This is a genomic window from Ideonella sp. FW305-24, from assembly GCF_058788035.1.
The window spans coordinates 595,183-618,029 of the sequence record NZ_JBYTAI010000001.1 but is presented as its reverse complement, the minus strand read 5'-3'; the positions used below and the strand labels follow the sequence as shown (position 1 = coordinate 618,029).

19 protein-coding genes are annotated in these 22,847 nt (G+C 68.3%); 6 read left to right on the top strand and 13 right to left on the bottom strand.

From position 1 onward, the window contains the following. Positions 1-46: 46 nt before the first annotated feature. A complete protein-coding gene (locus AC3WR5_RS02710) occupies positions 47-2,899 on the bottom strand; it encodes a valine--tRNA ligase (RefSeq protein WP_492481649.1) in 2,853 nt (950 codons plus the stop codon). Between the two features lie 289 nt (positions 2,900-3,188). On the opposite strand from AC3WR5_RS02710, the gene AC3WR5_RS02705 reads away from it, so the two are divergent. After that, a complete protein-coding gene (locus AC3WR5_RS02705; RefSeq protein WP_231012218.1) occupies positions 3,189-4,532 on the top strand; it encodes a S41 family peptidase in 1,344 nt (447 codons plus the stop codon). Positions 4,533-4,571: 39 nt separating this feature from the next. Here AC3WR5_RS02705 and AC3WR5_RS02700 read toward each other — a convergent pair whose 3' ends face one another. Together AC3WR5_RS02700 and AC3WR5_RS02695 are read right to left on the bottom strand one after the other, a co-directional pair. Continuing rightward, positions 4,572-4,772, bottom strand: coding sequence for a hypothetical protein (locus tag AC3WR5_RS02700; RefSeq protein ID WP_492481647.1), 201 nt, complete (start codon positions 4,770-4,772; stop codon positions 4,572-4,574). Between the two features lie 113 nt (positions 4,773-4,885). Continuing rightward, on the bottom strand, positions 4,886-5,776 hold the full coding sequence (locus tag AC3WR5_RS02695) for a hypothetical protein (protein ID WP_492481645.1): 891 nt from the start codon (positions 5,774-5,776) through the stop codon (positions 4,886-4,888). A 9-nt stretch (positions 5,777-5,785) separates the two neighbouring features. On the opposite strand from AC3WR5_RS02695, the gene AC3WR5_RS02690 reads away from it, so the two are divergent. Both AC3WR5_RS02690 and AC3WR5_RS02685 read left to right on the top strand, forming a co-directional pair. After that, entirely contained in the window at positions 5,786-6,043 is a 258-nt protein-coding gene (locus AC3WR5_RS02690; protein ID WP_141286764.1) for a type II toxin-antitoxin system Phd/YefM family antitoxin, read from the top strand. Between the two features lie 3 nt (positions 6,044-6,046). After that, positions 6,047-6,484 (top strand): growth inhibitor PemK, encoded by a 438-nt coding sequence (locus AC3WR5_RS02685; RefSeq protein WP_492481642.1) that lies wholly within the window; start codon positions 6,047-6,049, stop codon positions 6,482-6,484. Between the two features lie 98 nt (positions 6,485-6,582). On the opposite strand, the gene AC3WR5_RS02680 is transcribed toward AC3WR5_RS02685, so the two are convergent. The 9 genes from AC3WR5_RS02680 to AC3WR5_RS02640 form a co-directional block, all read right to left on the bottom strand. Continuing rightward, positions 6,583-8,004: a DUF58 domain-containing protein gene (locus AC3WR5_RS02680; RefSeq protein ID WP_492481640.1), complete on the bottom strand. Its 1,422-nt coding sequence runs from the start codon at positions 8,002-8,004 to the stop codon at positions 6,583-6,585. Beyond that, positions 7,971-8,939, bottom strand: coding sequence for an AAA family ATPase (locus tag AC3WR5_RS02675; protein ID WP_231012221.1), 969 nt, complete (start codon positions 8,937-8,939; stop codon positions 7,971-7,973). Before AC3WR5_RS02675 ends, AC3WR5_RS02680 begins: the two co-directional genes overlap by 34 nt. Continuing rightward, positions 8,936-10,288: a hypothetical protein gene (locus AC3WR5_RS02670; protein WP_492481638.1), complete on the bottom strand. Its 1,353-nt coding sequence runs from the start codon at positions 10,286-10,288 to the stop codon at positions 8,936-8,938. Before AC3WR5_RS02670 ends, AC3WR5_RS02675 begins: the two co-directional genes overlap by 4 nt. Beyond that, complete coding sequence (locus AC3WR5_RS02665) at positions 10,285-11,070, bottom strand: DUF4129 domain-containing protein (protein WP_492481636.1); 786 nt, start codon at positions 11,068-11,070, stop codon at positions 10,285-10,287. Before AC3WR5_RS02665 ends, AC3WR5_RS02670 begins: the two co-directional genes overlap by 4 nt. Next, complete coding sequence (locus tag AC3WR5_RS02660) at positions 11,054-11,776, bottom strand: hypothetical protein (RefSeq protein WP_492481634.1); 723 nt, start codon at positions 11,774-11,776, stop codon at positions 11,054-11,056. The genes AC3WR5_RS02665 and AC3WR5_RS02660 overlap by 17 nt, the downstream gene beginning before the upstream one ends. After that, the gene (locus AC3WR5_RS02655; protein WP_492481632.1) at positions 11,766-12,785 is read right to left on the bottom strand and encodes a stage II sporulation protein M; all 1,020 of its coding nucleotides are present in this window, start codon (positions 12,783-12,785) and stop codon (positions 11,766-11,768) included. Before AC3WR5_RS02655 ends, AC3WR5_RS02660 begins: the two co-directional genes overlap by 11 nt. Next, on the bottom strand, positions 12,782-13,555 hold the full coding sequence (locus AC3WR5_RS02650) for an RDD family protein (protein ID WP_492481630.1): 774 nt from the start codon (positions 13,553-13,555) through the stop codon (positions 12,782-12,784). The genes AC3WR5_RS02655 and AC3WR5_RS02650 overlap by 4 nt, the downstream gene beginning before the upstream one ends. 4 nt (positions 13,556-13,559) lie before the next feature. Then, entirely contained in the window at positions 13,560-14,066 is a 507-nt protein-coding gene (locus tag AC3WR5_RS02645; protein WP_492481628.1) for an RDD family protein, read from the bottom strand. Positions 14,067-14,167: 101 nt separating this feature from the next. Further along, positions 14,168-15,145, bottom strand: a complete 978-nt coding sequence (locus AC3WR5_RS02640; RefSeq protein WP_492481626.1) for a GMP reductase — start codon at positions 15,143-15,145, stop codon at positions 14,168-14,170. Positions 15,146-15,470: 325 nt separating this feature from the next. Here AC3WR5_RS02640 and AC3WR5_RS02635 point away from each other — a divergent pair, with 325 nt between their 5' ends. The 3 genes from AC3WR5_RS02635 to AC3WR5_RS02625 are packed head-to-tail and all read left to right on the top strand — an operon-like array spanning position 15,471 to position 22,031. Next, a complete protein-coding gene (locus tag AC3WR5_RS02635) occupies positions 15,471-17,855 on the top strand; it encodes a UvrD-helicase domain-containing protein (RefSeq protein WP_231012312.1) in 2,385 nt (794 codons plus the stop codon). A 34-nt stretch (positions 17,856-17,889) separates the two neighbouring features. Continuing rightward, positions 17,890-19,938 (top strand): diguanylate cyclase domain-containing protein, encoded by a 2,049-nt coding sequence (locus AC3WR5_RS02630; protein WP_492481624.1) that lies wholly within the window; start codon positions 17,890-17,892, stop codon positions 19,936-19,938. Next, the gene (locus tag AC3WR5_RS02625) at positions 19,935-22,031 is read left to right on the top strand and encodes a GGDEF domain-containing protein (RefSeq protein ID WP_492481622.1); all 2,097 of its coding nucleotides are present in this window, start codon (positions 19,935-19,937) and stop codon (positions 22,029-22,031) included. The genes AC3WR5_RS02630 and AC3WR5_RS02625 overlap by 4 nt, the downstream gene beginning before the upstream one ends. Here AC3WR5_RS02625 and AC3WR5_RS02620 read toward each other — a convergent pair. After that, positions 22,020-22,838, bottom strand: coding sequence for a BPSS1780 family membrane protein (locus AC3WR5_RS02620; protein ID WP_141289945.1), 819 nt, complete (start codon positions 22,836-22,838; stop codon positions 22,020-22,022). The genes AC3WR5_RS02625 and AC3WR5_RS02620 overlap by 12 nt on opposite strands. Positions 22,839-22,847 lie beyond the last annotated feature (9 nt).

The window sequence follows — 22,847 nt, the reverse complement described above, 5'->3', positions numbered from 1 at the left end:
AGCAGCCTCCGTGCCTCGCTGCATTCCAGGGCTTGAAGACAATCTTTCAGGCCGGTGGCAGCTTGCCCAGTTGGCCGCGCAGGCTGTCCAGCGAGCGGCCGAAGCCTTCCAGCCGCTCGCGCATCTGGGCCACCACGGCTTCCGGCGCACGGGCGACGAAGCTCTCGTTGCCAAGCTTGATTTCGGCCTTCTCGACTTCGCCTTCGATGCGCTTGATCTCCTTGCTCAGGCGTTCACGCTCGGCCGCCACGTCGATCTCGACCTTCAGCGCCAGCCGGGCTGCACCCAACACCAGCACCGGCGCCATCTCGGTCGCCGCGGCAAACGCGGCCTCGTCGGCCATGACCTGCACTTCGCTGAGCTTGGCCAGTGCCTTCAACACCTGAGCTGCTTCCGCGATGAACGCGTCGTCGCCAATCGTCACCAGCGGCACCCGGTCGCTGGGCGACAGGTTCATCTCGCTGCGCAACGTACGACAGGCGCTGACAAATTCTTTCAGTTTGACCACCCAGGCGTCGGCAGCCGGGTCAATGCGTTCCAGCTGCGCGACCGGGTAGGGTGCGGTGACGATGCTGCGGCCATCGTCTGCCGCCTTGCGGCCGGCCACCACGGCAACCGTGTCCCACAGCTCGGCGGTGATGAATGGCGTGACCGGGTGCAGCAGGCGCAGCACGGTTTCCAGCACACGGACCAGCGTGCGGCGGGTGGCGCGCTGCTGGGCTTCGCTGCCCGTCTGGATCTGCACCTTGGCAATTTCCAGGTACCAGTCGCAATACGAGTCCCACACGAACTGGTAGATCGCGTTGGCCACGTTGTCCAGCCGGTATTCATCGAAGCCCTGGGCGACCGCCGCCTCCACGCGCTGCAGCTCGCTGGTGATCCAGCGGTCGGCCTGGCTGAAGGCCAGGTAGCCATGCGCCGGGCCGCCAGGCGCGCACTCGGCCTTGGTGTGCTCCTTCAGGCCGTTGTCCTGGCCCTCGCAGTTCATCAGCACGAACTTGGTCGCGTTCCACAGCTTGTTGCAAAAATTGCGGTAACCCTCGCAACGCTTGCTGTCGAAATTGACACTGCGGCCCAGCGTGGCCATGGCCGCGAAGGTGAAGCGAAGCGCGTCGGCGCCGTAGCCTGGAATGCCTTCCGGGAATTCCTTTTCGGTGGCCTTGCGCACCTTGGGCGCGGTCTCGGGCTTGCGCAGGCCGGTGGTGCGCTTGTCCAGCAGTGGTGCCAGTTCGATGCCGTCGATCAGGTCCACAGGGTCCAGCACATTGCCTTCGGACTTGGACATCTTCTTGCCCTGTGCGTCCAGCACCAGGCCGTGGATATACACATGCCTGAACGGCACCTTGCCGGTGAAGTGCTTGGTCATCATGATCATCCGGGCGACCCAGAAGAAGATGATGTCGTAGCCTGTCACCAGCACGCTGCTCGGCAGGAACAGGTCCTGCTCGATGGTCTGCTCTGGCCAGCCCAGCGTGGAGAAGGGCACCATGGCTGATGAATACCAGGTGTCCAGCACGTCCTCGTCACGGCGCAACGCGCCGGTGTAGCCTGCGGCCGTGGCCTTGGCACGTGCGTCTTCCTCGCTGCGGGCGACGAACAATTCACCGTTGTCGCCGTACCAGGCCGGGATCTGGTGGCCCCACCAGAGCTGGCGCGAGATGCACCAGTCCTGGATGTTCTTCATCCACTGGTTGTAGGTGTTGACCCAGTTCTCGGGCACGAACTTCACGTCGCCCGATTCGACGGCTTCGATGGCCTCGTCCGCGATGCTCTTGCCGTTGTGGCCGGCCTTGCTCATCGCGATGAACCACTGGTCCGTCAGCATCGGCTCGATGATGGCGCCGGTGCGTGCGCAACGCGGCACCATCAGCTTGTGCTTCTTGACCTCGACCAGCAGGCCCTCGGCCTCCAACTGCGCGACGATCTTCTTGCGCGCGACAAAGCGGTCCAGCCCGCGGTAGTCCTCCGGCACCTCGGGCATGTCGGCGGTGACCTTCGCGTCCAGCGTGAAGATGGTCAGCATCGGCAGGTTGTGGCGCAGGCCGACCTGGTAGTCGTTCTGGTCGTGGGCAGGCGTGACCTTGACCACGCCGGTGCCGAAGGCCTTGTCCACGTAGTCGTCGGCAATCACCGGCACCAGCCGGCCGGTGATGGGCAGGCGCACCTGCTTGCCAATGAGGTGGGTGTAGCGTTCGTCTTCCGGGTGCACCATCACCGCGGTGTCGCCCAGCATGGTCTCGGGCCGGGTGGTGGCCACGACCAGCGATTCATCGCTGCCTTCGATGGGGTAGCGGATGTGCCACAGCGAGCCGTCTTCCTCCTCGCTTTCCACCTCCAGGTCCGACACCGCGGACTTCAGGATCGGGTCCCAGCTGACCAGGCGCTTGCCGCGGTAGATCAGGCCTTCCTCGTGCAGCTTCACGAAGGTGTCGGTCACGACCCTGGACAGCTTGTCGTCCATCGTGAAGTACTCATGCCGCCAGCTCACCGAGTCGCCCATGCGGCGCATCTGGTTGGTGATGGTGGAGCCGCTTTTTTCCTTCCACTCCCAGACCTTGGCGACGAAATTCTTGCGGCCCAGGTCATGGCGGCTCGCGCCTTGCTCCTGCAACTGGCGCTCGACGACGATCTGCGTGGCGATGCCGGCGTGGTCGGTGCCGGGCACCCACAGCGTGTTGAAGCCGCGCATGCGGTGCACGCGGGTCAGCGAGTCCATGATGGTCTGGTTGAACGCGTGGCCCATGTGCAGCGTGCCGGTCACGTTGGGCGGCGGCAGCTGGATGCAGAACGAGGGCTTGGCCGGGTCCAGGCTGGGCTCGTAGACGCCAGATTGCTCCCACAGCGGCGCCCAGCGGGCTTCGATGGCAGTGGGTTCGAAGGATTTGGCGAGTTCGGTCATGGGCGGAAGCGAGGTGCGTGCAACAAGCGGACACAAGCTTTGTGTCAACGCTCTGCAAAGAAGCGGAGTTAAACGGAATTGTAGGGTGGCCGGCTGGCGGCCTACCCGGTAAGGGCGAGAGCTTGCTCGCGCCCGGGAGTGGGACATGGCACAAGTTTGGGCGGGGGTGCGTGCACCCTGGCGCGCAGGGCAATCCTTGCCAACGCATCAAGAACAACCAGAGGGCGCCAGCGGCGCCACTCGCACCGGCGCCTCCCGCTCGCGCTGGCGACCTTGGGCAGGCGCCGCGATGGCCTCGGTCGCGGTGCTGCTGGCAGGCTGCGGCGGTGGCGGGGACGACCTGCCGCCGGGGGCGACCTGCTCGCTGTCGGACCAGAAATACTGGGTTGGCAGCTACATGGACGACTGGTATTTCTGGTACGCCACCAATCCGAACCCCGACCCCGCGGCCTACTCGTCCGAGTACGACTATTTCTACGCGCTGCTGTCCACCGGCGACGCGACCTTCCCGGCCGACCGCTGGAGCTACGTCACCAGCACGGAAGACTACAACCGCTTCTTTGGCGACGGCGCCACCATGGGTTACGGCATTGGCGTCAACGGTCTGGAAGTCACCGGCCAGCCGACGCTGCCGCTGCTGGTGCGCTACGTCGAACCCGGCTCACCGGCGGCCGTGGCCGGCCTGCAGCGTGGTGACCAGATCACCACCGTCAACGGCCAGCCGGCCTCCACACTGATCTCGGCCAACAACTACGACGCGCTGAGCCCCACGGCCACCAACACCGCCGTGACGCTGGGCCTGCACACGACGGCAGGCGACACCACGCTGACGCTGTATTCCGCCGTCTACAACCTGCAGCCGGTGCAGGGCACGTCCATCGTCACTACACCGGGTGGCCGCAAGATGGGCTACATGATGGTGAAGGACATGATCACCCAGGCCAACTCGCCGATGGACACCGCCTTTGGCCAGTTCCGCAGCGCGGGCGTGCAGGACGTGGTGATCGACCTGCGCTACAACGGCGGCGGCCTGGTTTCGGTGGCGGCCAACCTGGCCTCCTACCCGGCAGGTGCTGCGGCCCAGACCACCAGTGGCCAGACCTTCGCCAACCTGTACTTCAACGACAAGCGCGCCGCCAGCAACAACCAGAGCTTCAAGTTCACCAACTGGGCCAATGCGCTGGGCCTGTCGCGGGTCTATGTGCTGACCGGCCCGCGCACCTGCTCGGCCTCCGAGCAGGTCGTCAACGGCCTGAAGCCCTTCGTTGACGTGGTCACCATTGGCGACGCCACCTGCGGCAAGCCGGTCGGCTTCACCGCGCAGGACGACGGCTGCGGCAACGTCTGGAGCCCGGTGACCTTCGAGAGCACCAACTCGCTGAACCAGGGCCGCTACTTCAACGGCCTAGCCGCCACCTGCCCGGTGGCCGAAGACTTCAGCCAACCCATTGGCTCGTCGACCGACCCGCTGGTCGTTGCCGCCAGCCAGTATGCCGACGGCGGCGGCTGCCCGGCCGCCAGCGCCAGCCCGTCGCCATCCAACGCCCGCCGCGGTTTGCTGAGCCAGCGTCCGCTCAACAGCAAGCCGCTGTGGCATGAGCCGGGCGAGCGGGGTGGCATGTACGCGAAGTGAGCGATCTCAGGCGTCATCCGCTCGCGGCTGGCGCCTGATTCAACCTTCGACGGCCGAGTTGGCCCGACTTTCCAGCTCGTCCAGCCGGCAGCTCAGTGCATCCATCGAGCGCTGCTGGGCCACGAACAGTCGCGTCACCACATCAAGCAGTTCGTTGACCGTCAGACCGGAGAAGGGCTGTCTGGCTTCCTCGGCCGGCGGACTGAACAGGCTGTCGGTGTTGCAAAAGCTGCGAGCCACTTGCTGGTTGCTTTCAGCGTATCTCGCGTCGATTTCGGCGGCCTGCTCGGCGCTCAGCAGAAAACGCTTGTCGCTGCCTTTCGCGAGCTCATCGCGAAAAGCTGCGGTGAATTTCAGCTTGTGCGCAGCCGCGGTCGGTTGTCGGTTGTCGGTTGTCGGTTGAATGACAGCATGGCTTCGAGCGCCGTTGCGCTGAGGCTGCTTTGCTGGTCTTCGGGGCGTTTGAGATCGTCCATGTCCTTCAGGCCCACCAAGTCGCAGAAGTCATCGACGATGTTGCCGCGCAGCAGCTTGCCCCGTTCCCAGGGACGCACGATCACCCGGTCCGCGCCAAACACTTCGGCCCACACTGCCAGCATTTGCTGATAGTCCATCACGCCCAGTCGTTCCTGGCGCGCGATGAAGTCCTCGAAGGACAGGCGCGAGGTCTGGCTGACGTCGGTCTTGACGATCTGGTTGAACCAGGATTCCACCCAGTCACTCTGGCGCCGCAGGTAGCAAACGATGTGCACGTCGCAGTGCGCAAGCTGTTTGGCCATCCACTGCACGGCAGTGCGCCGGCGTTGCGGTCGGTCTTCGAACAAGTGCCAGAAGACTTCTTCGCTGATCACGTTGATCGGCGCGTCGCGCTGCACGATCTGCTCGGCGAGCCGGGTCCAGGCGAACTCCGCGTCGCCGGAGCCCTTGGCCGCCTGATCCACGCTGTCAAACAGGAAGCGCTGCTTGAGGATGTGCCGGTCGCCGGGAGGTGATGCAGGGTAGAAAAGCCCTCGCCACTGCAGTGCGTCGCGGTTGGCGTGCATGAACGCCTGCAAGGAAGTCGAGCCAGTTTTCGCCACCTTGCCGGGCGCAGCAGTTGCTCGCTCATGGCTGTCCGGTAGCGGCTGAGCTTGATGAACGAGGAGAGCGAAGTCGACCGTCTGGTGGACTGCAAGCCCAAGGTGACACCACACAGAGCTTGCGGAATGCGAGTTTTCGTATAATTCGTATTTTCCGAAATTCATCGCACAGACATGCTCAAAGTCACCTCGTCAGAGTTCCAGCGGAACATTGCGCGTTACCAGGACGTGGCACTGACCCAGGGCGTGGCGGTCACGCATCACGGGCGTGAGCGCACGGTGTTGATCTCGGCGGAGGAGTACCACCGCCTGAAGCGCCGGGATCGCCAGGTCATGGCCCTTGACGATTTCACTGCCGCTGACCTGGCGGCGCTTGAAGCGGTGCGCGCGCCGGAGGCAGCCAAGGGCTTCGACGGTGAGTTGGGCGCTTGACGCATGGCCTTTCCCGCCCCGGTCCCCGGCCTCGTCATCCGTTACAGCTACCTCTGGTCGACCGAACATGCGCGCGGTCAGGAAGAAGGCGTCAAAGACCGCCCCTGCGCGGTCATCCTGGTGACGACGGGCGAGGAAGGCAACAAGGTGGTGACGGTGCTGCCGATCACCCATGCACTGCCGACCGACCTTGCCCTTGCCATCGAGATCCCGCCCGATACCAAACGGCGTCTTGGGCTGGACGGTGAGCGTTCCTGGGTCGTGCTGACCGAGGCCAATCGGTTCATCTGGCCGGGTCCGGACTTACGGCCGACCACGCCAGGCAACCCCGACAGCTTGGCTCATGGGCTGTTGCCACATGGGCTGTTTGAAGCAATCCGGCTGCGCTTCATCGACCTGATCAAAGCACGGCAGGCTCGCTCGATTCCCAGGACGGAATAAGACGGGGCTGCCGGTCGCCCGCTGGGCCTTGCGCTCATGCCGCGGCGTTGTCCATGCGGATCTCGGCCCTTTGTCCTGCCGGCGAAAGCACAGCGCGGTCAGAGCAGTTGCTTGCGCTTGACCGTCAGGTAGCGGCTGACCAGTGCGCTGGCGAGTTCGGCGGGGGGCACGTCCAGGCTCAGGCCCTGCGGGTCGGGCAGGCGGCGCAGGGCGTCGCGTCGGGCTTGTTCGAAGGCGTGGGCTGTCGCCACTTCGGCGACGGCTTGCTGGCCGTTGAGTGGCTGGCTGGCGAGTTCGGCCAGCATGGGTTCTCTCAGGTTGGCGACCACGGTGATGTGGCGGCTGCGCAGCAGGCGCAGCGCCGGGGCGAGTTCGCCGCCGTCTTCGTCGCGGAAGTGGGTCAGCACCACGACCAGGGCGCGGCGCGGCATCGCACGCATCAGCGCGCGGGCGGCTTCCTGGTAATCGGGGTGTTCGGTGCTGGGTTCGAGGTCGTGCAGTGCGGCCAGCAGGCCGTCCAGCGCGGCCTGGCCCTTGCGCGGCGCGAGGCGGCGGGCCTGGCCTGGAGCGTGGGCGAAAGTCATCAGGCCGACTTCGTCGCCGGCCTTCAGCGCCACGTGGGCGGTCAGCACCAGTGCGTTGAGCACATGGTCGAAATGCTGCGCCTGGTGGGCACCGGTGCGGTCGTCGGCGCGCAGGCGGCGGCCGCAGTCCAGCAGGAAGACCACGCGCTGGTCGCGCTCGTCCTGGTACTGGCGCACCACGGGCTTGCCGCGGCGCTGGGTGGCTTTCCAGTCGATGTGGCGCACCGGGTCCCCGGGCTGGTAGTCGGCCAGCTGGCGGAAGTCGCTGCCCAGCCCGCGCTTGGCGGCGCTGCGCACGCCGATTTCGGCCAGCCGCTGGTCGCTGGCCAGCCAGGCGTAGCGGGCCAGTGCTGCGAAATTCGGGAAGACCTTCAGCGGCGCCTCTTCGCCCAGCTCGAAGGCCAGCGTCCACCAGCCGCCGGGCGAGCGCAGCCGCAGCTGGGTGCGGCCCAAGGTGGCCGCGCCGCGGTGGCGCGGCACGAGCTGGTAGTCCAGCGTCCGCACCTTGCCTGCAGCCAAGGGCAGCCGGGCCGGAAGGCCCTGGGCGTCGAAGCCAGGGTCGATGCCGTCGAACACTTCCGCCTGCCAGTTCACCGGTCCCTGGTGGCCCAGGTGCAGCTGCACGGTCTGCGCCACACCCAGCGCCAGCGCGCGCGGCACGCGGCGGCTGAGCTTGACCGGGTGCCGGCGCAGTGCGCGCTGCGCCTGCCAGCCGTCCAGCACCATCCAGCCCAGCAGCAGCAGGGCGACGCCGCCTGCGGCCAGCGCCAGGGCCTGGCCCTGCAACCCGGCCAGGCGTGTCAGCGCCGCCGCACCGGCCAGCGCCAGCCAGGCCCACGGTGCGCGCTGGCCGGGCAGCCAGCGCAGCTTCGGGCCTTTGAGCGAGGACGATGGCGACAGGCTCACCGGCGCGGCGCCTCGACGCGGTTCAGCCATTCGGCCAACAGGTCGTCCACCTGCAGGCCGTCCAGTTGGGCATCGGCCGACAATTGCACGCGGTGGCGCAGAGCGGCCACGGCGTGGCGCTTCACGTCGTCCGGCACCACATGGTCGCGGCCCGCCAGCAGCGCGGCGGCGCGGGCAATGCGCACCAGCGCAATCGCGCCGCGCGAGCCTGCGCCCATGCTCAGGCCCGGCAGGTCGCGCGTGCCGCGCACGATGCGCACGGCGTAGTCCAGCGCCGCGTCGTCCACTGCCACGGCAACCACCAGCGCCTGCAGCGCATGCACGCGCTCGCGGGTCAGGCAGGGGCGCAGGTTCTGCAGCGGCAGCGCGTCGCCGGCCTGGTCCTGGGTGGCGCGGCGCAGCACCGCAACCTCGTCGGTCGCGCTCGGGTAGCCGATGTCGATCTTCAGCAGGAAACGGTCACGCTGGGCTTCGGGCAGCAGGTAGGTGCCTTCGGAATCGACCGGGTTTTGCGTGGCCAGCACCATGAAGGGCTGCGGCAGCGCCAGGCTCTTGCCTTCGACGGTGACCTGGCCTTCCTGCATCACCTCCAGCAGCGCGCTCTGGGTCTTGGCCGGCGCGCGGTTGATTTCGTCGGCCAGCAGCAGGTTGGTGAACACCGGGCCGCGGCGCAGGCGCAGCTTGCCCTCGTCCAGCACGGCCTGGCCGGTGATGTCCGAGGGCATCAGGTCCGGCGTGAACTGCACGCGGGCGAAGTCCAGCGACAAGGCCTTGCCCAGCGCGCGCGCCAGCAGCGTCTTGCCCAGGCCGGGCACGCCTTCCAGCAGCACGTGGCCGCAGGCCAGCAGCGCGATCAGCGTCTGCTCGATGGCCGCACCCTGGCCGACCAGGGCCTTGCTGACTTCGGTGTGCAGCAGCGTCAGGTCGGCGCGCGCCTGCTGCAGGGTTTCGGTGTCCAGGCTCATGGGCTTGCTTTCTGCGGGGAATCTTGAAGATGGGTTGGTGCCGTGTGGCCCTTGGCCGCGAGGCTGACCAGCTGGCGGCGGGCGGTTTCGAGCAGCATCAGGTCTTGTGCCAGCCGGCGGGTATTGCGTTGCGCAGGCGCCATGGCCTTGCCCAGGGCCGAGGCCGACAGGCCGGTGGCAAGCGCCAGCGTGACGGGGTCGGGCAGCGCGCTGCTGACCGAGGCGCTTGGCGCGAGCTTGCGTGCGGCTTCGGCCAGCGCGCGGCACTGAGCGGTGTGCAGCGCCTCGGCGCGGTGTTGCAGCAGGAAGCCGGCGCTGCCGCGCACCTGTTCGGCCAGCGAACGCCGCCGGTCCGGTGGTGGCCGGCGCAGCGGACCGAAGCGCGGCAGCGCGCGCCACAGCGAGAGCACCAGTGCCGCCAGTGCCAGCAGCAGCACTGGCGCTGCTTCCTGCCAGAGCCAGCTCGGCAACGCCGGCAGGCTGGCCGAGCCCATCAGCCAGACCTGGCGGCCGGGCCGCAGCTTCAGCATCGCGGCCAGCAGCGGCGCGTGGTCATGCTTCATCAGTTCCGGCCTGTCCAGGTTGGGGTACCAGGCAGACAGCGTCAGTTCCCCGTGGCCCAGGGGCAGGCGCAGCGCGCGCCAGCCCAGGTCGTCACGAACGCCCCAGGTGGGCAGGTCGCGGCTCTTGAAAACGGTGCCGGGCGAGCGGCAGAGCTGGTAGATCGGCAGTTCCGCAAAAAACGGCTGCTTGCCGGCGTCCTTGGCCGTCCAGTCGCATTTCGGTGGCGGCGGAACGCGCGGCAGTGCGGGGCCGGAAGCAGGCGTGGCAGGGGCGGCGTCTTCCTCGTCGTCTTCATCGTCCTCGTCCTCGTCGTCCGACTTTTCCGGCGGCGCGGGGTGGCCCGACGCAGCGGCGCGGGCCTTGGCCTCGGCCTTGCGTTGTTCCCGCTGCAGCCGCCATTCGCTGGTCTCTTCAATGCCCAACGGGTTGAGCTTCAGCATCGCCTCGTCAGTGTTGGGGAACAGCACCAGGTGGCCGCCCGCCTCGACCCAGCGCTTCAGGTCCTGCTCGCGCGACTGGCGCACGTCCCACAGCGGCGAGGTGAGAACCAGCGTGTCGGTCACCGGCGGCAAGGTGCCAAGTTCGCCCGGTGTCTGCAGCGTCACGCCCTGCTTGGCCAGCCAGTGGCGCAACTGGTAGTGGCGGTCGGTTTCGGCTTCGCCCTGAGGCGGCAGCGGCACGCGTTTTTCTTCCCACCTGGTGTAGCGCACCAGCAGCGCGCCGGCGCCCAGCAGCACGGCAAGCAGCAGCAGCCATGGCAGGCTCCGGCGCAACATGGAACTCATGCCGTGGCCGCCCGCAGTGCACCGCCAGCGGCCTGGGCTGCGAGGCCGGCACCGAACAGCGCGTCGAAACGGGCGCAGAGGTCCAGCACGCGGGCCTCGTCGGGCCGCCGGTGCGCGTAGCCGATCTCCAGCCAGGCGTCGATCAGCTGCCGCAAGGCCTCGATGGCGGTGGGCGACAAGCGCTCCGAGGCCAGCGCCAGGCACTCGGCTTCGGTGCTGGCCGCGACGATGGCCACGCCGTGCCGGTGCACCAGACGGGACAGCACGCCGCGGTAGAGCAGTGCCAGCGCCGCACGCGCATCGCCCTGGTGCCACAGCGCGGCTGCAGCCTGGCCAAGCGGTTCGGGCAGGCTCTCGGGCCGGATGTCCAGGCTGCCGACGTGGCTCGGCGCCACTGGCGCCGCAGCCAGCGTCGGCATGCTGCGTTGCCACAGCCGCCAGCCGAGCACGCAGGCCAGCGCCACCAGCAGCAGCCCGCCCGCCCACGCCAGCAGGCGGCCGGCGCCTGCCAGCCACTCGGCCAGGGTGATCAACCAGTCCGGTGCAGGCGATGGCTTGTCCTGCTTCTTGGGTTTCGATTCCCAGTCGAACTTCAGCGTGCGCCGGGTTTCCTCGGCATGCAGCAACGGATCGCGGTTCATCGCCTCGGTGGCAGCGCGCACCGCGGCCAGCGTGACGGTGGGTGCGGAGGCCGCAGGCGAGGGCGGTGCCGGCTGCGCCTGAAGGCCGCCGCAGGCCAGCAGGCCGGCAAGGGCGACGGCTGCATCAATGCGCAAACGCATGGCGCAGCTCCTGTTCCACGTCCCAGGACTCCAGCTCGACCCGGCGATTGAGGTACATCATGAAGCCGCCGGCAACAAACGGCGCCTCCAGCAGCAGCGATACCAGCACCTGCAGCACCGCGATGACCGGCTCGGCGCTGTCCCGGCCCATCCGCAGCATCGGGTTCTCGCTGCCGCTGAACGGGTTCAGCGAGAACAGCAGCCACAGCAGGCCCAGCAGCAGCCAGTAGGTCAGCACGCCCCAGCTCAGCTGCGCCATGATCGCCCGGCCATGCTGGCCGTTCAGCAGGCGCTTGCGGCGCTGGCGCGCGGCGTCGCCCTTCAGGCCTTCGAGCTGCGCGACCGGCTGCGTGAAAGCGCGCCAGGGCGAGAAGGCCGCCACCAGCAGGCCCGGCAGCAGCGAAGGGCGCAGCAGCAGCGGGCCGTTCAACACGTCGGCCAGCCGGCTGGGCAGGCCGAAGACGGCGCGCGAGAAGACCTGCAGCAGCACCCGGTCCAGCCAGGGTTGCAGCAGCACCAGCAGCAGGCCGGGCAGCCACGGCGAGACCAGGAGGCCCAGCAGGCACAGCCCGCCGACCACCGCGGCGATGGGTGCATACAACCGCAACAGCAGGCGCATGTGCTGCTGCGTCAGGCGCAGGCCCAGGTCCAGCGCCTCCATGGCCGGCCGCGGACGCAGCGCCAGTTGCAGTTGCTCAGTCTGCATGCGGGTCCTGCACCGGCCGGGCGCCGAAACGGCCGGCGAGGTAGGCCATCACCAGCGGCCAGCACAGCGCGGCAGCGGTGTACTTCACGCCCGGCTGCACCCAGGCCGCGCTGGACCAGAAGGCCTCGGTGGCTGCGGCCAGCAGCAGCAGCACGATGGTGGCGGCCACCAGCGGCAAGCTGTCTCGGCCGGCCTGGGCCAGCGCGGCGCCGCGCGGCAGCCGGCCAGGCATCAGCGCGGCCTGGCCGAGCCGCAACCCTGCTGCGCCCGAGATCACGATGGCTGTCAATTCGAAGGCCGAATGCGTGGCGACAAACGGCCAGAACTGCCCGCCGTGGCCGATGGCCGTGACGTAGCCGGCCACCGCACCGATCTGCGCGCCATTGCTCAGCAGGTAGAACAGGCTGCCCAGGCCCAGCAGCAGCCCGCTGGCGAAGTACTTGAACGCAATGCCGATGTTGTGGCCGATGTAGAAGCCGAACATGGTCACGTCGTCCCCCGCGCTGCGCAGCCGGCCCACGTGCTGGGCGTCGGGCGCGTACATCTGCTCGTACTGCTGGGTCTGGCCGGCGTCCATCACCGTCAGCACCAGCTCGGGCATCCAGCGCGTGGCGGCCAGCATGGCCAGCAGCGGCAGCGCAAAGGCCAGCGTGGCCAGCAGCAGGTGGCGGCGGTGGTGGCGCACTGCTGCGGGCACCGCGTCACGCAGCATCGTGCGCAAGGCGCCCCAGCCGCCGCCGCTGGGCCGGTAGATCAGCTGGTGCGCGCGTTGCGTCAGCGACTCCAGCATCTGGATGCGGCCAATCGGGTAGCTGCGGCTGCGCGCCAGCGCCAGGTGCTCGCAGCTGCGGCGGTACAGCATCGCCAGCCGCGCCGCGTCGAAGCTTTCGGTCTCGGTGGCGAACTCGCCGCGCTTGACCTTGCGGCGGCCGCGCTGGGCTGCCTGAAGCTGCTGCTCCAGCGCTCGCCAGTCGGCCTGGTGGGCCTGCTCGAAGTCGAAAGGTGTCATCGCATGCCGGCCCGCATGTCGCCCGTCGGGGGTGTGGACGGGCTGGCAGGTGCTGCTTCGCGTTGGCCCAGCAACCAGCGCGACAGCGCCAGCAGGCGTTCGCCAGCCGACATGGCCTGGGTCGGGTGCGGGTCCAGCGGCAGCCAGGGTGCCAGTCGCAGGGCAAGTTCGTCCAGGCGTTGCGGTGTCAGCCGGCGCTGGCGCTCGGCCAGGTGCAGCACGGCGGTCTGCTGTGCGACTGTCAGCGGTCGGGCTGGCGGCAGTGCCGGTCCCGCCACAGTGGCCTGGGTGTTCAGCGCGGCCGGTGCATAGACCACCAGCGTGCCGGCCACCAGGTCACCCAGGCGGCGGAAGTCGCGCCGCAGCAGCATCGAGATGCAGCCCGCGAAGTAGGCCATCGGCAGGAAATCGACCGCCCGCAACAGGTTGCGCAGTACCGAGGCGCCTGCGGTGACCGGCAGCCCGCTGTCCATCAGCACCTGCAGGCCGACGATGCGCTTGCCCGGCGTGGCGGCACCCGGCATCAGCTCGAACAGCACCGGGTAGAACCACTCGACCAGGAAGGCCGTGGCCAACCACAGCCCGGTGCCGAAGCCTTTCAGCGCGGCCAGCAGGGCCGCCAGCGTGCCCATCACCACCATGCGGATCAGCAGGTCGATGACATAGGCCTGCCCGCGCGCCGGCAGGCCCGCCGGCCGCAGCGCCAGCGTGATGCCCTCGGGCGTTTCGACCTGATGCAGCGTGTCCAGCAGCACGGATCCAGCAGCCACGCGCTCAGGCCTTGACGACGATGGTGTCGGCGATGAAGTCGTGCAGGCAGCGGCGGGACTTGCCGAAGATGAACAACGAGTCTGCCAGACTGAGCAGGGGGCCAAGCACCGGGATCATCGCCACCAGCCACATCACGCCAATGCGCAGCCCCAGCGTGCGGCCGATCGTGGCATGGCTGCCGTCGCTGCGCTTGATTCGGATGCCCAGCGCGATCTTGCCGATGGTCTGGCTGCGGGTGTGCAGGAACCAGCCCTGGACCAGCGTGAACAGCACGAAACTGGCCAGGTAGAGCGGGAACAGCCGCGTGAGCGAGGTGTCCTCCGAGAGCCAGGCCACGCCGATGGCCTTGGATGCGCCGTAAGTCAGGGCACCGGAAATGGCGCCATCGAGGAGCGCGGCCCCCAACCTGGTTCCACGCCCCGCCAGTTCACCGGCGCCGGTGACTTCGGCAATGTCCGCCACCACCGCTTCCGGCGGCGCAAAAGGATTGTTCCTGTCGATGCTGCTCATGCGATCCCTCCCTCAAAGCTTGCCGCCACCGCTCTTCGTCGGAGGCGTGCGGGGCATGATAGTGCAGCAAGCGGCGGGCGCGAATCCTTCGCTTGGGGGCCTCACATCAGCAGGTGCTCGCCTGCGTTCTCGCCGCCCAGGATCACGTAGTTGACCTTCCTCAGGTCGGTCAGCTGCACGCCGCCGGCGTAGCTGATGGAGCTTTGCAGGTCTTCGCGCATCTCGCGCAGCGTGTCGGCCAGGTGGCCTTTGACGGGTTCGAGGATGCGCTTGCCTTCGACGTGCTTGTACTCGCCCTTGTTGAAGTCGCTGGCCGAGCCGTAGTACTCCTTGTAGCGCCGGCCGTCGACCTCGACCGTGGTGCCAGGTGACTCTTCGAGGCCGGCGAAAAGCGAGCCAACCATCACCATCGCGGCGCCGAAGCGCACGCTCTTGGCAATGTCGCCATGGTGGCGGATGCCGCCGTCGGCAATGATGGGCTTGGTGGCCACGCGGGCACACCACTTCAGCGCCGAGAGCTGCCAGCCGCCGGTGCCAAAGCCGGTCTTCAGCCGCGTGATGCAGACCTTGCCGGGGCCGATGCCGACCTTGGTCGCGTCCGCACCCCAGTTTTCCAGGTCGATCACGCCTTCGGGCGTGCCGACGTTGCCGGCGATGATGAAGGCCTGCGGCAGCTTGTGCTTGATGTGGTCGATCATCTGGCGCACGCTTTCGGCGTGCCCATGGGCAATGTCGATGGTGATGTAGTCCGCGCCCACGCCGTCGGCGGCCAGACGGTCGATGACCTCGCGGTCGGTGGGCTTCACGCCGGAGCTGATCGAGACGAACAAGCCCTTGTCGCGCATGCGCCGGGCATAAGCGACGTTGTCCAGGTCGAAGCGGTGCATCACGTAGAAGTGGCCGTTGGCGGCCAGCCATTCGGTGATGGGCTCGTCCACCACCGTCTTCATGTTCGCCGGCACCACCGGCAGCTTGAAGCGGCGGCCGCCGAAATCCACGCCGGTGTCGCACTGGGCGCGGCTGTCCACGCGGCACTTGCGGGGTAAGAGCAGCACGTTGTCGTAGTCGAAGATGTCCATTGTTCTCGGAGCTCCAGGGGTGTCGGCGCGTTGAAGGCAGTGTGCCGACATGGGCTGCGAGCGCTTGACCTGAGCCCGGCGGGTGCCGCGCGAGGCCGCCCTGCAAGGGGCGGTGGCGGTTCACCAGCACCGGGCGCCAGAGTTTGGGCCCGGTCGCTGAGTCTACGCGTTTGCATACAAAACCGCACTGCACGCAGTGTGGCGCCTGCCACAAGCAGGGCTTTCCCGTCGCGCACACTTTCCAGCCAGGTCGCCAGGCATCCCTAGAATGAACGAAATGCACGTTCAGGACCCTTCCGATTTCCCGCCCGGCCTGCCGCCGGCCATGGCGTTGCCGGACGACAATCCGCTGCTGCGCGGCCTGAACCCCGAGCAATACGCCGCCGTCACGCTGCCGCCGCAGGCTTCGCTGATCCTGGCCGGCGCCGGCTCCGGCAAGACCCGGGTGCTGACCACGCGCATTGCCTGGCTGCTGCAGACCGGCCAGATCTCGCCTGGCGGCGTGATGGCCGTGACCTTCACCAACAAGGCCTCGAAGGAAATGCTGACGCGCCTGGGCGCGATGCTGCCGGTCAACGTGCGCGGCATGTGGATCGGCACCTTCCACGGGCTGTGCAACCGTTTCCTGCGCGCCCACTGGAAGCAGGCCAATCTGCCGCAGAGTTTCCAGATCCTGGACAACGGCGACACGCTGAGCGCCGTGAAGCGCGTCATCAAGGGCATGAACCTGGACGAAGAGCGCTTTGTGCCCAAGCAGGTCCACTGGTTCATTGCCGGCAGCAAGGAAGACGGGCTGCGGCCGAACGACGTGGTGGTGCACGACGGCCAGAGCCAGAAGATGGTCGAGATCTACCAGGCCTACCAGGACCAGTGCGAGCGCGAAGGCGTGGTCGACTTTGCCGAACTGATGCTGCGCACCTACGAGCTGATGCGCGACGACCCGCTGCTGCGCGAGCACTACCAGCGCCGCTTCCGCCACATCCTGGTCGACGAATTCCAGGACACCAACAAGCTGCAATACGCCTGGCTGAAGATGTTCGCCGGCCCGCAGACCGCCGTGATGGCGGTGGGCGACGACGACCAGAGCATCTACGCCTTCCGCGGCGCGCAGGTCGGCAACATGGCCGACTTCGAGCGCGAGTTCCGCGTGCAGCACGTCATCAAGCTGGAGCGCAACTACCGCAGCTTCGGCAACATTCTGGACGCAGCCAACCACCTGATCGGCCACAACAGCCGGCGCCTGGGCAAGAACCTGCGCACCGAGGCCGGGCCGGGCGAGCCGGTGCGGGTGCAGGAATCGGCCAGCGACTTCAACGAGGCGCAGTGGATCCTGGAGGAACTGCAGCAGCTGCACCGCGCCGGCATGCACAGGCGCGAAATGGCCATCCTGTACCGCAGCAATGCGCAGTCGCGGGTCATCGAATCGGCGCTGTTCAATGCCAGCATTCCGTACCGGGTGTACGGCGGCCTGCGCTTCTTCGAGCGCGCAGAAGTGAAGCACGCGCTGGCCTACCTACGCTTGATCGAGAACTGCAACGACGACACCAGTTACCTGCGCGTCGTCAACTTCCCCACGCGCGGCATTGGCGCACGCACGCTGGAGCAGTTGCAGGACGCCGCGCGCCAGAGCGGCCGCAGCCTGTGGCAGAGCGTGGGTGCGGTCGGTGGCAAGGGCGGCGCGAACCTGGTGGCGTTCAATGCGCTGGTCGATTCGATGCGCAATGAGACGCACGGCCTGACGCTGCGCGAAATCATCGAGCACATGCTGCAGCGCTCGGGGCTGATCGATTTCTACCGCACAGAAAAGGAGGGCGCGGACCGCATCGAGAACCTGGAAGAACTGGTCACCGCGGCCGAGGCCTTTGTCACGCAGGAAGGCTTTGGCAAGGACGCGATTGCGCTGCCGGTGGACGAACACGGCCCGGGCCAGATCGCCGACGGCAGCGCCGCCGGCCTGCCCAACGCCGTGGCCGCGGTGGACATGACGCCCGACGCCGAGACCGGCGAGATCATGAGCCCGCTGGCCGCATTCCTGACGCACGCGGCACTGGAAGCCGGCGACAACCAGGCCCAGGCCGGCCAGGACGCGGTGCAGCTGATGACGGTGCACTCGGCCAAGGGCCTGGAGTTCGACGCGGTGTTCATCACCGGGCTGGAAGAAGGCCTGTTCCCGCATGAAAACGCGATGTCCGACGCCGACGGGCTGGAAGAGGAGCGGCGGCTGATGTATGTGGCCATCACCCGCGCCCGCCAGCGGCTGTACCTGAGCTTCAGCCAGACCCGCATGCTGCACGGCCAGACCAAGTACCACGTCAAGAGCCGCTTCTTCGACGAGCTGCCCGAAACCGCGCTGAAGTGGCTCACGCCGCGCAACCAGGGTTTCGGCTCCGGCTTTGCACGCGACTACCAGGCCGCCTGGCAGCGCGGCAGCGGGCTCAATTCCGTTGTCGGCGCAGGCCGTTCATCAGGCTGGAACCCGCCTGCCGCGCCGGCCATGCCGCCGGTGCCGGCCAGCATGCAGGCCAGCGCCGCGAAAGCCGCCGGCCATGGCTTGCGGGTCGGCCAGGGTGTGTTCCACACCAAGTTCGGCGAGGGCGTGATCGTCACGCTGGAAGGCAAGGGCGAAGATGCCCGTGCCCAGGTCAATTTCGGCCGCCACGGCCCGAAGTGGCTGGCGCTGTCGGTCGCCAAGCTGACGCCGGTGGATTGAGCCTCCGGAATGCCCGCCAGAACCTGATCCGATGATGTCTCGCTTCGTCCGTGCTGTTTGCGGTTGCGTCGTCATGCTGACGCTGGCGATCGGGTTCGGATCGGCCGCGGGCGCCGGCGCCCCGCCCGATGAGCGGCCGCTCTATCCGGACGAGCCGCTGGAGCGGCTGCAGTACCAGGGCAGGGCGCGGCCGGACCAGGCCGCCGCCGAGCTGGAGCGCCTGCTGGCCAAGCCCGACCTGCCACCGGCCTATCTGCTGGAAGGGCTGCTGGCGCTGGGCGTGCTGTACGTGGACATGGAGCAGGTCGACGCGACCAATGCCGTCATTGCCCGGGTCGAACAGATCGGCCGCGATGGCAACGACCGCCTGCAGCGCGACGCCGCGGTGACCGCCGACCGCCTGCGTGCCGGCCTGCTGCGCAACTCCGGCCCGCTGGCCCGCGCCGATGCCTTGCTCGACGAGGCCGAGCGTGGCCTGGATGGCAACTCCTCGGTGCTGCTGCGCATCGCCTGCCTGTCCACGCATGCCGGCATCAAGGAGGAACTGGGCCGTTTCGATGAAGCGGTGCGGCTCTACCAGGACGCGATCCACCTGAGCGAACGCTCGGCGCGGTGGCGCGCCAGTTCGCTGCTGAATGCACTGGCCTATACCTTGTTCCGCGCCGGCCAGCAGGAGCGTGCCTGGCAGATCAACGAAGATGCCAAGCAGCGTGCGATTGCCGGCAATGACTGGATGTCGCTGAACGAAGTGCTGTCGGTCGAAGGCATGCTGCTGGCGGACCAGGGCAGGAATGCCGAATCGCTGCAGACCCTGAAGCAGGCCAATGCCTATGCCCGCACCGCAGGCGCGCGGCGCGACGAGGCGCTGGGCCTGGGCAACATCTCCGACTACTACCTGCGCCAGGGCGACTACAAGACCGCCTACGCCACCGCCCAACAGGCCTTGCCGCTGGCGCGGGCCATGCACTTCTCGCAGGCCGAGCAACTGGCCCAGCTCAACAGCGGGCTGGCGCTGATCGCGATGCGGCGCAAGGACGAGGGCCTGCCGCTGGTGGAAGAAGCGCTGTCGCAGTACCAGCGCAGCGACGAGATCGTCTCGCTGGCCGAGACCCTGGACGACCTGGGCACCTACCTGGAGGCTGCGGGCTACCACAGCGAGGCGCTGGCCGCCTTCCGCCAGCACCGCGAGCGGGCCCAGGAGGCTTTCCAGCGCAACCAGCAGCGCGCGCTGGTCGAGCTGCAGGAAAGCTTCGACGCCGAGCGCCGCCGCCATGAACGCGAACTGCTGACCGACGACAACCAGCTGATGCAGGAGGCCCTGCGCCAAAGCGAGTTGCGCTTCCGGGAATGGGCGCTGGTCACAGCGGTCTGCGGCATGGCGGTGGTGCTGCTGCTGCTGGTCTACCTGCGCACCCGGGCCACGCAGCGCGCGCTGTCCAGCAACAACGAGCGGCTGAAGGTGCAGACCGAGCAGGACCCGCTGACAGGCCTGGCCAACCGCCGCCACCTGCAGCGCCTGGCCGCGCAGGGCGACCGGGCCAACGACGCGCGCGGCACGCTCTACCTGCTGGACCTGGACCACTTCAAGCGCATCAATGACCACTTCGGCCACGCCGCGGGCGATGCGGTGCTGATCGAGGTCGCGCGCCGGCTGAAGGCGGTGGTGCGCGAGGAAGACCTGGTGGTGCGCTGGGGTGGCGAGGAATTCATGATCCTGGTGCCCGCCAGCCAGGCCGAGCAGACCGAGCTGCTGGCCCAGCGCCTGCTGGCCGCGCTGGCTTCGCTGCCGGTGCTGGCCGGCACGTCCCACATCGCCATCACCGGCTCGATCGGCTTTGCCAGCTTCCCGCTGCAGCCGCACCAGCTGGAGGTGCCCTGGTCGGTGGCCATCGACCTGGTGGACTCGGCCATGTACATCGCCAAGACGCAGGGCCGCAACCGCGCGGTCGGCGTGCGCCGCCTGCCGGCCGATTCGCTGGAGAAGGTCGAAGCCTGGATGAAGGACCTGGAAGCCGCCTGGCGCGATGGCGTGATCTTGCTGGTCGAGTTCCACGGGCCCGAAGGCGTGGGGCAGACGCAATGAAGCCGCCATCCCTGCAGCACCTGCTGCTTGCGCTGGCCTTCGCGCTGAGCTGCGGCCTGGCGCAAGCCGTGCCCGAGGCACTGACGGCCGACGACATCAGCCCGTTGCGCAGCATGGGCGAGCAGATGGAAGCCTGGGTCCAGCGCGGCGAGGACGTGCCCGAGCAGGTGCTGGCGGAGATCGCCAGCCAGGGGCCGGCCCCGGCGGGCGTGCCGGAAGCGGTGTGGCAGCGTGCGCTGCAGCGCACGCGCGGCCTGGTGGCGGCACGCTCAGGTCTTGAGGCCGAGGTGCGCGCGGCGGTTGCCGCGCTGCAGCTGCTGAACAGCGATGGCCGCAATGCGCAGATCCAGGCTGACCAGGCACTGGTCCAGGCCTTGTTGCAGGACTTGCTGGGCCACGCAGAGATGGGCGCTCAACAGGCGCGTTCGGCCGACGTGTACTACACCCAGGCCTGTGGCGTGCGCCTGCCGCCGGCCGACTGCGAACACCGCGCCTGGTGGCGGGCGCTGCGCCTGATGTGGCTGCGGGCCGAAGCCCAGGGCGCACTGGTCGAGGCACAGGGCCTGACCCAGCGCGCCCAGGCGCTGGCTGCCAGGGCCGACGATGCCTTGCTGCAGGCCTGGACCCTGTCTGGCCAGGCGGTGATCAGCCAGGCCCTGGGCGATGCGGACGCCGCCCGCCGGATCATGGTCCAGGCCGACAGGATTGCGCGGCGCAGCGACAGCGCGCTGGCGTTGGTGCGGGTGCGCTACAACGAAGCCAGGCTGGCGCTGATGCAGGGTGACGATCGTGGCGGCCTGCGCACCATGCAGGAGGCACTGGCGCTGGCCAAGCCGCTGAACTCGCCGCGGCTGGATTCGCAGGTGCTGGCCAGCCTCAGCGACCTGCTGCGCCGCGCCGGCCGGGCGCGCGAGGCGCTGGCCGCGGTCGAGCGAGCTTACCCGGTGATGAAGCGCCACAACGAGTTGCGCGGCCAGCCCACGCTGCTGCACAACGGTGGCCTGGCCAGGCTGCAGCTGGGCCAGGTGGCGCAAGGCCGCTCCGACCTGGAGGACGCGCTGGCGATGTGGTCGGACACGGGGGCCAAGGCGGCGATGGAAAGCGCGCTGCGCGAAGACTCCGACGCGCTGGCCGCGCTGGGCGACACCCACGCGGCGCTGGAGCTCTACCACCGCGAGCAGGCGCTGCGGGCCGACATCAACAAGGGTAACCGCGAAGCCGCGCTGGCCCAGCAGCGCGAGCGCTACCGCAGCGAGGCCGAGAAGCGCGAACTGGACCTGCTGGGCCGCGAAAACGCGCTGCGTGCCTCCCGGCTGCAGACCCAGGCGCTGCTGGAACGGGTCTGGCTGCTGGCCGCGGCACTGCTGCTGCTGGTGGCCGGCGTGGCGGTGCTGCTGCTCAAGCGGGCGCGCGACGCCAACCAGCAACTGCGCCGCAGCGAGGCCTTGCTGAAGGTGCAGAGCGAGCGCGATCCGCTGACCGGTCTGGCCAACCGGCGCCATTTCCGCGAGGTGCTGGCCACGCTGGAAAGCGATGGCGGCTTCCGTGGCGCCTTGCTGCTGTTGGACATCGATCACTTCAAGCGGGTCAACGACGATTTCGGCCACCAGGCTGGCGACACGGTGCTGATCGAGATTGCACATCGGCTGGGCAGCTCGGTGCGGTTGAACGACCTGGTCTGCCGCTGGGGCGGCGAGGAATTCCTGGTCTATGCGCCCGGCCTGCGCGACGAGGGCCTGACCGCGCTGGCGCGGCGCATGCTGCACGCCGTGGGCGACCAGCCGGTGCGGCTGGAAGACGGCCGCGACCTGACCGTCACGACCTCGCTGGGCTACGCCTGCTTCCCGCTGCCGCAGCACGAGGTCAACCTGGACTGGGACCGGGCCGTGAACCTGGTCGACATGGCGCTCTACACCGCCAAGTCCATGGGCCGCGACCGCGCGGTCGGCCTGCAGGCCACGCTGGCCGAAGACGGCGACGCGCTGGTGGCGATGGAGCGCGACTTCGAGATGGCGCGGCTGTCAGGCGAGGTGCAGCTGCGGGTGGACCCGCGCATCACGGCGCCTGTGGCTGCTGCGGGTTCAGGGACCTGAGAGCTCGTCCTTGTCGCCGGAAGCCGTGTCAGAACCGAAGCTGTCGCGGAAGGTGAAGAACAGGGACACGTAAAACGCGGTGGTCAGCAGCAGCGACAGCGGCATCAGCAGCAGGCTGGCGAAGGCGCCGAGCAGCACCGTCAGCGGGCCGCCGAGCAGGGTCACGGCCAGGGTCAGTGCCAGGTAGCTGGCCAGGTAGACCAGGAAGGCGCCCTTGTTGCGCCACATCGCCAGCGTGCTGGAGAACAGCGACTGCGCGAGGCCTTGTTCGCCCCAGACCACCAGCCCGGGCGCATGCCAGAACGGCACGCTCAGCAGACTGATGATCAGCACCCGCGCCAGGACACCGGCGCTGACGCCGGGCGCCTGCGCCAGCTTCTCCAGCGTGTCCGCGTCGGCGCCGCTGGTCATGGCGACGACCAGTGCCTGCAGCCCGCCATGGTCGATCAGCCCGCACAGCGCCAGGCTGCCCAGCATGGCCAGTGCATAGGCCAGGCACAGCGTGATCAAGGTACGCCGCCGCGGTGCAGGCAGTTGCTGCCACGGTGCGATGAACACCATGGGCGAGGGCGGCTGGCCGCGCAGGCTGCCCACGGTGGCCATCATGAAGGCCAGGCTCACCAGCGGGATGGCGGCCACCACCATCACGATGCCGATCAGCGGCAAGGCCATGACCAGCGCGGCCACGAACATGAAGCACAGGAACAGCGTGAGGTAGCGCACCGGGAAGCGCAGGCACTCGACCAGGCCTTGCCGCATCCACACCGCGCCTTGCCGGGCCGGCACGGTCTTGAGGGTCAGTCGCATGGGTTCAGG

Bases quoted from the DNA above. Each gene is read 5' to 3' on its own strand.
- AC3WR5_RS02665 (WP_492481636.1), bottom strand. From the start codon at position 11,070: ATGCGTTTGCGCATTGATGCAGCCGTCGCCCTTGCCGGCCTGCTGGCC.
- AC3WR5_RS02705 (WP_231012218.1), top strand. From the start codon at position 3,189: ATGGCCTCGGTCGCGGTGCTGCTGGCAGGCTGCGGCGGTGGCGGGGAC.
- AC3WR5_RS02670 (WP_492481638.1), bottom strand. From the start codon at position 10,288: ATGAGTTCCATGTTGCGCCGGAGCCTGCCATGGCTGCTGCTGCTTGCC.
- AC3WR5_RS02620 (WP_141289945.1), bottom strand. From the start codon at position 22,838: ATGCGACTGACCCTCAAGACCGTGCCGGCCCGGCAAGGCGCGGTGTGG.
- AC3WR5_RS02645 (WP_492481628.1), bottom strand. From the start codon at position 14,066: ATGAGCAGCATCGACAGGAACAATCCTTTTGCGCCGCCGGAAGCGGTG.
- AC3WR5_RS02660 (WP_492481634.1), bottom strand. From the start codon at position 11,776: ATGCAGACTGAGCAACTGCAACTGGCGCTGCGTCCGCGGCCGGCCATG.
- AC3WR5_RS02675 (WP_231012221.1), bottom strand. From the start codon at position 8,939: ATGAGCCTGGACACCGAAACCCTGCAGCAGGCGCGCGCCGACCTGACG.
- AC3WR5_RS02655 (WP_492481632.1), bottom strand. From the start codon at position 12,785: ATGACACCTTTCGACTTCGAGCAGGCCCACCAGGCCGACTGGCGAGCG.
- AC3WR5_RS02710 (WP_492481649.1), bottom strand. From the start codon at position 2,899: ATGACCGAACTCGCCAAATCCTTCGAACCCACTGCCATCGAAGCCCGC.
- AC3WR5_RS02635 (WP_231012312.1), top strand. From the start codon at position 15,471: ATGGCGTTGCCGGACGACAATCCGCTGCTGCGCGGCCTGAACCCCGAG.
- AC3WR5_RS02640 (WP_492481626.1), bottom strand. From the start codon at position 15,145: ATGGACATCTTCGACTACGACAACGTGCTGCTCTTACCCCGCAAGTGC.
- AC3WR5_RS02695 (WP_492481645.1), bottom strand. From the start codon at position 5,776: ATGAATTTCGGAAAATACGAATTATACGAAAACTCGCATTCCGCAAGC.
- AC3WR5_RS02680 (WP_492481640.1), bottom strand. From the start codon at position 8,004: ATGGCTGAACCGCGTCGAGGCGCCGCGCCGGTGAGCCTGTCGCCATCG.
- AC3WR5_RS02685 (WP_492481642.1), top strand. From the start codon at position 6,047: ATGGCCTTTCCCGCCCCGGTCCCCGGCCTCGTCATCCGTTACAGCTAC.
- AC3WR5_RS02690 (WP_141286764.1), top strand. From the start codon at position 5,786: ATGCTCAAAGTCACCTCGTCAGAGTTCCAGCGGAACATTGCGCGTTAC.
- AC3WR5_RS02630 (WP_492481624.1), top strand. From the start codon at position 17,890: ATGTCTCGCTTCGTCCGTGCTGTTTGCGGTTGCGTCGTCATGCTGACG.
- AC3WR5_RS02625 (WP_492481622.1), top strand. From the start codon at position 19,935: ATGAAGCCGCCATCCCTGCAGCACCTGCTGCTTGCGCTGGCCTTCGCG.